The 8,124-nt window shown below is 40.9% G+C and carries 7 protein-coding genes and 1 pseudogene; 1 reads left to right on the plus strand and 7 read right to left on the minus strand.

Annotation, left to right across the window (positions count from 1 at the left end; genetic code table 11):
- Window positions 1-30 precede the first annotated feature (30 nt).
- From I2I04_RS20400 to I2I04_RS20415, 4 genes are read right to left on the minus strand one after another with little or no spacing between them, the layout of a single operon-like run.
- On the minus strand, window positions 31-1,314 hold the full coding sequence (locus I2I04_RS20400; protein ID WP_143258614.1) for a M16 family metallopeptidase: 1,284 nt from the start codon (window positions 1,312-1,314) through the stop codon (window positions 31-33).
- Between the two features lie 4 nt (window positions 1,315-1,318).
- Window positions 1,319-2,071, minus strand: a complete 753-nt coding sequence (kdsB, locus tag I2I04_RS20405; RefSeq protein ID WP_195655790.1) for a 3-deoxy-manno-octulosonate cytidylyltransferase — start codon at window positions 2,069-2,071, stop codon at window positions 1,319-1,321.
- Window positions 2,072-2,458, minus strand: a complete 387-nt coding sequence (locus I2I04_RS20410; RefSeq protein ID WP_143258615.1) for a 2-amino-4-hydroxy-6-hydroxymethyldihydropteridine diphosphokinase — start codon at window positions 2,456-2,458, stop codon at window positions 2,072-2,074.
- Window positions 2,459-2,492: 34 nt separating this feature from the next.
- On the minus strand, window positions 2,493-4,820 hold the full coding sequence (locus tag I2I04_RS20415) for a transglycosylase domain-containing protein (protein WP_143258616.1): 2,328 nt from the start codon (window positions 4,818-4,820) through the stop codon (window positions 2,493-2,495).
- 227 nt (window positions 4,821-5,047) lie between these two features.
- Here I2I04_RS20415 and I2I04_RS20420 point away from each other — a divergent pair, with 227 nt between their 5' ends.
- Window positions 5,048-6,796, plus strand: a complete 1,749-nt coding sequence (locus tag I2I04_RS20420; RefSeq protein WP_195655791.1) for an AAA family ATPase — start codon at window positions 5,048-5,050, stop codon at window positions 6,794-6,796.
- Window positions 6,797-6,884: 88 nt separating this feature from the next.
- Here the strand turns inward: I2I04_RS20420 and I2I04_RS20425 are convergent, their stop codons facing one another.
- The 3 genes and pseudogenes from I2I04_RS20425 to I2I04_RS23335 all read right to left on the minus strand — a co-directional run.
- Complete coding sequence (locus I2I04_RS20425; protein WP_151433315.1) at window positions 6,885-6,977, minus strand: smalltalk protein; 93 nt, start codon at window positions 6,975-6,977, stop codon at window positions 6,885-6,887.
- A gap of 68 nt (window positions 6,978-7,045) precedes the next feature.
- Window positions 7,046-7,576 carry an HU family DNA-binding protein gene (locus I2I04_RS20430; protein WP_008022512.1) on the minus strand — a complete coding sequence of 177 codons (531 nt, stop codon included), beginning with the start codon at window positions 7,574-7,576 and terminating at the stop codon, window positions 7,046-7,048.
- 203 nt (window positions 7,577-7,779) lie between these two features.
- A pseudogene (locus I2I04_RS23335) lies at window positions 7,780-7,980 on the minus strand (AAA family ATPase); the annotation flags it as partial.
- Between the last annotated feature and the right edge of the window lie 144 nt (window positions 7,981-8,124).

Consider the following 8,124-nt stretch of genomic DNA (forward strand, 5'->3'; position numbering starts at 1 on the left):
ATCCCAAACAGCCCACTTTCGGAAAGCAATTTATGACAACTTTTTACCTGCAATGACCTCTTTTAATGTCTCTTTGCACAAATAGCGTTGTGCCAAATCCTGTATTTCCGCAGGAGTAACCTCGTTTACAGCTAGCAGAGAACGTGAAAAATAGTCATCATCCAGACCGGAAGTAGCAATAAAGATCCATGCATCCGCAAGCGAGAAAGGAGATTCATAACTACGGCACATCTCTCCCAACATATAGTTACGTACGATAGTCAGTTCTTCCATTGACACCGGCTCCTGATGCAGACGGTCTATTTCATGATATACTTCCTGTATCAACGGTTCCACATATTCATTATCCGTTTCTGTCGAGATAGCCAGCAATCCGCTATCCGGATAAAACATGATTCCCGCTGAAATGCCATAAGTATACCCCTTTTCTTCACGGATATTAGACATCAGCCGGCTGCCGAAATAGCCTCCGAATAAAGTCATCAATACCCGGAGTTTCAGATAATCAGGATGGTTACGAGTGATGGTTGTATATCCCATCTTTACAGCACTCTGCATAGCATCCTCACGTTCTGTAAAAATTCTCTTTTCGGGAACGGCGGTAAAAGGAAAACTTAATTTCGATACCGGCTGTTGATGTTTACCAAAAGAAGTGCCGAATGTATCCGTCACCCGGCTGATAATATCCTCCGTCACCTTGCCGGACAAGAATATAGAGCAATTGCCCGAATGGTAATACCGTTCATAAAATTCACGAAGCACTTCCGGAGTGATGGCATGATAATCTTCCTCCACTACCATTTTACCACATGGATGCTGTTCGCCATAAAGCGACTTCAACAAGCTGCGATGTGCCAGGAAATCAACTTTGGAAGTATTGACCAGATATTGTTGGATATTGGTATCGAGGATAGTATGCAATTCTTTCTCCGGGAATAGCGGTTCTTTAATCATGGATTCTACCACCTCCAATGTTTTCGCCAAATATTTATTCAACGAATAAACAGTGATGTATGCATACTCCGAAGAGCTGGACAGTTCGAGCCACGAACCGTAGTAATCCAGTTTCTCGGCAATGGTGGCAGCCGTATATTTTGCCGTGCCTTCACGCAGCATCCGGTTCGTAAACAAGGCTTGCAGCTTCTGAGACTGCTGCCAACGGGCACCAGCGAAAAGCACATCTATGCGTACAACTTCCTGTTCACCCGCATTAATAACAGTCAACGGAATACCGTTTGGCAATGTCATTCGGACGGGAGGAAGTATACGGAAATTTTTCAGGGGTTGTATTTCAGGTTGTATTTTACGATCCATAAGATTAGATTCTATTCTTCAAAAACTCTTCTGCCCGTTCCAAGTCTTGCGGGGTATCGATTCCGATGGTTTCCACTTCACTAATGCCAACCTTTATTTTATATCCGTTCTCCAGCCAACGGAGCTGTTCCAAAGATTCAGCCAATTCCAGAGAAGACTGCGGAAGCATGGTTATCTCTTTCAGCACATCTGTACGATAGGCATACAGTCCGATATGTTTGTAGTAGGTATGTCCCTTCAGCCAGTCCTGTTTCTCGGCATTACGCTGATAAGGAATAATGGATCGGCTAAAATAAAGCGCGTTCCAGTTCTTATTGACTACCACTTTCGGTGAATTTACGTTTTCCAATACAGCAAATGGTTCATCTGCGGTAAAAGGTTTCACCAGCGTGGCAATCTGCGTGGTTACATCTTCGAAACAAGCCTTTACCGCATCCAATTGTGAAGGCTGAATAAAAGGTTCATCTCCTTGTATATTAACCACGACATCAAAATTACCCCCAATCTTTGTACAGGCTTCATAACAGCGGTCCGTACCACTTTTATGATGAATGGAAGTCATCACTACCTTTCCCCCGAACGCCTTGACAGCAGCTTCAATACGCTCATCGTCCGTGGCTACATAAGCGTCATCCAAAACGCCAGCCACTTGCTCGTACACACGTTGTATGACTGTTTTTCCACCCAACATAGCCAACGGTTTTGCAGGAAAACGGGTGGACGCATAACGGGCAGGTATAATTCCAAGAAATTTCATCTACTTAATGGATAATGAAGAATGGAAAACAGATAATGACTGTTGTATATATCCCCTTTGCCAATCTTCCGGTTTTAATATTTTGTTATCATATAAAAGCATGTCAATGTCCAGACAAACTTTCTCCTCTTTTTTATCTTCCGGACGACGCCCGGACCTCTGTTCTATATCTTTCAGCGTTTTCCTCACTACCTCTTCATCCTTATCGGAAAAGAACATGACCACTTGGTTGGAAAACAAGGCCGGATTCTTAAAAAACAAAGGTTCAGTTTCCAATTCAGGCGCAAAACATATAGAAGAGAACGATTCAGTCAGTTTCTGTCTGGCAAAAGTCAAATTCTCTTTCCTGTTGTAATTACTCCCTATGCAAACAATATACCTATGCATTAAAAATAAGTATTTAATACTTTATACTTAATACTTAGTTAAAAAGATCGTCCAATCCCCCCTCTTCTATCACCTCTCCGTCCGGAGTTTCCGAACCGGCACATGGATCAAATCCTTCAGGAAGTTTGAATTTCTCCTGCTGGTCATATCCCAAAGTCGGGTCATCATACACTTTCTTCATATACAGTGCCCAAATAGGCAAAGCCGCAGCTGCTCCCTGTCCATAGGTCATTTTACCGAAGTGGATGTCGCGTTCGTCACCTCCTACCCAACAACCGGATACTAGTGAAGGAGTGAATCCCATAAACCAAGCATCAGAATTATCATTGGTCGTACCTGTTTTTCCACCCATATCGGCGGTAATTCCATAACGGCGAACACGTCCTCCCGTTCCTTCATTAATAACGGCACGCAGCATAACCAACATTTTATATGCACTTGAAATACTTATCACTTCCTCCATTTGCGGTGCAAAGGTAGAAAGCACATTACCGTCACTATCTTCAATGCGTGTAACAAACAATGGAGCCACACGAATTCCTTTATTGGCAAAAGCCGTATATGCACTTACCATTTCACCGACAGAGATTTCACAAGGTCCCAGACAAAGCGAAACGACCGGGTCGATTGCTTTATTACGAACTCCGAAACTATGAATCAAACGTACGAGATTATACGGATTCAGTTTGCCCATCAGATAAGCGGAAATCCAGTTGTCGGAATTAGCCAGTCCCCACTTTAGAGTCACCATTTCCCCATAACGTTTATTATTTGCATTACGAGGCGTCCAAGGAGTTCCATTCTCATCAATCAACGTTTGCTCTACGTGGCGTGTCTGATCGCAAGGAGAAAATCCATTTTCCATTGCCAATGTGTATAAATACGGTTTGATAGTAGAACCAACCTGACGGCGTCCCACCATTGCCATATCATACTGGAAATATACATAATTCGGTCCACCTACATAAGCTTTGACGTGTCCGCTTACCGGATCCATCGACATAAATCCCGTCCGTAGGAAAGATTTGTAGTAACGGATTGAATCCATCGGTGTCATAATTGTATCCTTATCTCCCTTCCAGGAAAAAACAGTCATTTCTTCCGGAGTATCAAACGCCTTACGGATCTGCTGTTCTGAAGCTCCCGCCTCTTTCATGAGACGATAACGCTCCGTCTGCTTCATGGCTTTCGTCAACAACTCTTCCACTCGTTTTTCCGGTAATGACCTTGCATATGGAGCATTTTTACTTCCCTCTTTTTCTTTAAAGAATACAGGTTGCAAATAATCACCTAAATGCTCTTTTACAGCATCTTCGGCATACTGCTGCATACGTGAATTGATCGTTGTATAAATTTTCAATCCATCTGTATAGATGTTATAATTCGTACCGTCCTTCTTTTTATTTTTCGCACACCAGCCATATAACGGATTAGTTTCCCAAGCAATGGAATCCTCGTAGAATTTCTGCATTTGCCAACCACGATAATCACTTTTCACAGGTTTCGGTGCTGTCATGACGCCACGGAGATATTCGCGGAAATAAGTAGCCAGTCCTTCTTTGTGGTCAACACGGTTATACCTCAGTTTCAACGGAAGAGCCTGCAAAGAGTCGCATTCTGCATCTGTGATATAACCGGCCTTACGCATCTGGTCAAGCACCACATTACGACGGCCACGGGAACGTTCATTGAACCGAACCGGATTGTAGAGTGACGGATTCTTGCACATCCCCACCAACGTAGCAGCCTCTTCGATCTTCAAATCCTTCGGTTCGCAGCCGAAGTATGTATGCGCAGCAGTTTTGATACCAACAGCATTATTCAGAAAATCAAATTTATTGAGATACATACTCAAGATTTCCTCTTTGGTATAGTAACGTTCAAGTTTCACAGCAATCACCCATTCAATCGGCTTTTGGAAAAGACGTTGAAGTGTATTTCTCGCCACATTTTCAGTAAACAGCTGTTTGGCAAGCTGTTGTGACAAAGTACTACCTCCGCCAGCATTTTTCTGAAACATCAAGCCACGTTTTACAAACGCACGAAACAGTGCTTTGGCATCAATTCCGGAATGTTCGACAAAACGAACGTCTTCCGTTGCAATAAGAGCATTGATAATACTGGGCGACAAATCCTTGTAAGCTGTATACACCCGGTTTTCCTTGCTGTAAGACCATGTGCCAAGCACTTTTTCATCTTCAGAGAAAATCTCCGTTGCAAATTTATAACTCGGATTTTCCAGCTCCTCAACAGGAGGCATATAGCCAATCCAGCCCTTTGAGATAGAGACAAAGATGACAACAATAGCCAACACAACGACTGCCAAAAATATCCAAAGAGCTTTTATTATTTTTCGAATCATGTTTTTTCTTGCTTAAAATGATGCATTAATTAAGGTGCAAAGGTAGATAAAATCCGCTATTCAGCCAACGAGTTTGATTAGATTTTCTATTTTGTTAAAATATAGAGTGACACTCATAACAAATAGCACGAAACCAAAAAGAAAGAACATTTGTTTGGGAAAGTAGCGGAAAGGAAGTATCTTTGTCTACACTTATTCAAAGTATATTCATATAAAAGGCATAAATTATGGAATATGTATTATCAGACAGGAAGTTGTTACCTTATGGTATGATGAACTTCGAGGACATCCGTTTGGACAATTATTATTATGTGGATAAAACCTCTTTCATCCCCTTGATAGAACAGTCGGATCGTTTCTTCTTTTTTATCCGTCCGCGTCGATTCGGAAAAAGTCTGACTTTGAATATGCTTCAACATTATTATGATGTACGAGCCAAAGATAAGTTTGACGCTTTGTTTGGTGATCTTTATATCGGGAAGCACCCCACGAAAGACCGTAATAGCTATCTGGTAATAAAATTAAATTTTTCGGGAATCAGTGGAGACTTACACAGCTACCGCAAAGGTTTGGACGAACATTGCAGAATCGTATTTGACTATTTCTGCGATGTTTATGCTGACTATTTACCCGAAGGAATCAAAGAAAAAATGGACGAAAAAGACGGGGCGGTCAGCCAATTCGAATATCTGTTTACGGAATGCGCCCGTGTAAATCAAAAGATTTATCTCTTCATTGATGAATACGACCATTTCACCAATACAATACTCTCTGATGTCGACAGCCTGAACCGTTACACTGATGAGACACACAAAGAAGGTTATTTACGTGCCTTCTTCAATAAAATAAAATCCGGTACCGACTCCAGCATCAAACGTTGTTTCATCACAGGTGTCAGTCCCGTAACGATGGATGACTTGACCAGCGGCTTCAATATCGGCACTAATTACTCACTTTCATCAGAATTCAATGAAATGATGGGATTCACAGAAAGTGAAGTTCGCGAAATGTTAACTTATTATTCTAATACAAGGCATTTCAACCATACCATCGATGAGTTGATAGAAATTATGAAACCGTGGTATGATAATTACTGCTTTGCACAAGAATGTTATGGTCAAACCACTATGTACAATTCCAACATGGTGCTTTATTTCGTCAAAAACTACATCCGATACGGTGAAGTACCGAAGGACATGGTAGAAGACAACATCCGTATTGACTACGAGAAATTGCGTATGCTCATCCGCAAAGATAAGGAGTTTGCCCACGATGCTTCCATCATACAAACCTTAATAAGCCAAGGATACATCACTGGAGAAGTGAAGAAAGGATTTCCAGCCGCCAGTATTATCGATCCAGACAACTTCATAAGCCTACTCTATTATTTTGGTATGCTTACTATTAGTGGTACACATGAAGGGAAGTGCAAACTCACCATTCCCAATCAGGTAGTCCGCGAACAACTTTACACCTATCTATTGAACACTTACAATGAAGCCAACTTAAGCTTCAGTAATTATGAAAAAAATGAATTATCCAGTTCACTCGCTTATCGAGGTACATGGAAAGCATATTTTGATTATATAGCCGATTGCCTGAAGAGTTATGCCTCCCAGCGTGACAAACAAAAGGGAGAATTTTTCGTGCATGGTTTCACATTAGCCATGACTGCACAAAACCGATTCTACCGTCCCATTTCGGAGGCAGACACACAAGAGGGATATGCCGACATCTTCCTATCTCCATTATTGGATATTTATCCCGACATGAAACACAGCTACATAATCGAGTTGAAATATGCCAAATACAAAGATTCAGAGAATCGTGTGGAAGAATTACGATTGGAAGGTATCGCTCAGACAAACCGTTATGCTGATACTGATACAGTGAAAAATGCAATTGGCACCACACAGTTGCATAAGATTGTAGTAGTGTATAAAGGAATGGAAATGAGAGTATGTGAAGAAGTATAATTCTCTAATTATATCCCAAACAAAAAACAGGCGGGATTTTTCCCGCCTGTTATTCATTCATAAATATACCTATATATAAGATAATCAATTACAAGTTTGCTGCCTGCACACCGACCACTCCGGCAATTGCACCGGCAACAGCAATAATCACTTTCAAAATAATACTCCACGTTTTTTTCATAGACATTTTTCTTTTTTTATTAAACACTAAACAAACATCCTGACCATCAATCGTTAATTGACAATTCATTATGCGGCAGGATCCGGTGCTTCTCCGCTACCGCCACCTTCATTTCCTCCGCCTTCTTCTCCGCCATCATCCGGTTTTTCTGGATCATTAGGAGAAATAGTCATATTAAGCTTCTTCAGATATTCATCCAAGCTAATCAAATCCAACTTCTCATCTGCACGGGTGGCAGTCTTTGTAACGCGCAGCTCTTTATTCGCCTGAAAAAAGATACGAACGCTCTCTACACTTTTTGCATTGATATCCTTCGCCAGTTCGGCACCTTTCGAACGGGCAGTCAACATAAAGACGCCCAAACCTTCAATATTCACAGACTTACCTTCCAGCAGCTGTTCCTTCATCTTTTCCACAAAATTCTGGATCACACTCTTGATATCACCGACAGACAACGAAGAACGATCCTGCATTTTCTGTGCAATATATTTCAGGTTGACAGACTGACCTAAAGTGATCAAATGCGGATAATATCTCTTGGGAGAATTGGGAACACGCGGATCTGTTGGGCGCGTAATGACTTTGTAAATTACACTCATACTACGTTTTTTTAAAGATTTAAATTCAAATTATTTATTCACGTTTTGTTGATCAACACTGCAAAGGTGCCGCTTTTATTCCGGATAGAAAAGAAAAAAGCTCCTTAAGGAGCTCTTTATATTCATTCAAATTATTAACAACTTATTAATCAACAACATATTTTCGTTCCATCACATACAATGTAGTCTTTATGCGGAGCATCATATCTATTCGTCCACATTTTAATCAAGCTTATTCTTACCTCTTTATTGGGAATATCCAATGTATATAAGCCTAATTCCTTATCATAACTTTTTATTGTGATATAGCCATTTTGATATAATAACGGAAGAATACTCATCATATTCTCTGTTGGCGCATAAAAATCATCAACAATAGCTTCTCTTTTTCCTATCTCAGAAGGTGATCTTCATAAATTTTCGTAAGCATCCGATAAAGTACACTATAAAAAATGGCTATATCTCCTTTCCAGGTAAGCAGCCATCTATAGTTGTATCTCCATCATTCTTTATTCTTTTCCTTCCATTTGTGTGGCAACATTTGTAGC

The sequence above is a fragment of the Bacteroides sp. 1001136B_160425_E2 genome, assembly GCF_015559655.1.
In the GTDB taxonomy this organism is placed as follows: Bacteria; Bacteroidota; Bacteroidia; order Bacteroidales; family Bacteroidaceae; genus Bacteroides; species Bacteroides luhongzhouii.

What these genes read in the sequence shown, in the direction of transcription:
- I2I04_RS20400 (WP_143258614.1), bottom strand. Translation starts at nt 1,314, where the DNA reads ATGGATCGTAAAATACAACCTGAAATACAACCCCTGAAAAATTTCCGT.
- kdsB (WP_195655790.1), bottom strand. Translation starts at nt 2,071, where the DNA reads ATGAAATTTCTTGGAATTATACCTGCCCGTTATGCGTCCACCCGTTTT.
- I2I04_RS20410 (WP_143258615.1), bottom strand. Translation starts at nt 2,458, where the DNA reads ATGCATAGGTATATTGTTTGCATAGGGAGTAATTACAACAGGAAAGAG.
- I2I04_RS20415 (WP_143258616.1), bottom strand. Translation starts at nt 4,820, where the DNA reads ATGATTCGAAAAATAATAAAAGCTCTTTGGATATTTTTGGCAGTCGTT.
- I2I04_RS20420 (WP_195655791.1), top strand. Translation starts at nt 5,048, where the DNA reads ATGGAATATGTATTATCAGACAGGAAGTTGTTACCTTATGGTATGATG.
- I2I04_RS20425 (WP_151433315.1), bottom strand. Translation starts at nt 6,977, where the DNA reads ATGAAAAAAACGTGGAGTATTATTTTGAAAGTGATTATTGCTGTTGCC.
- I2I04_RS20430 (WP_008022512.1), bottom strand. Translation starts at nt 7,576, where the DNA reads ATGAGTGTAATTTACAAAGTCATTACGCGCCCAACAGATCCGCGTGTT.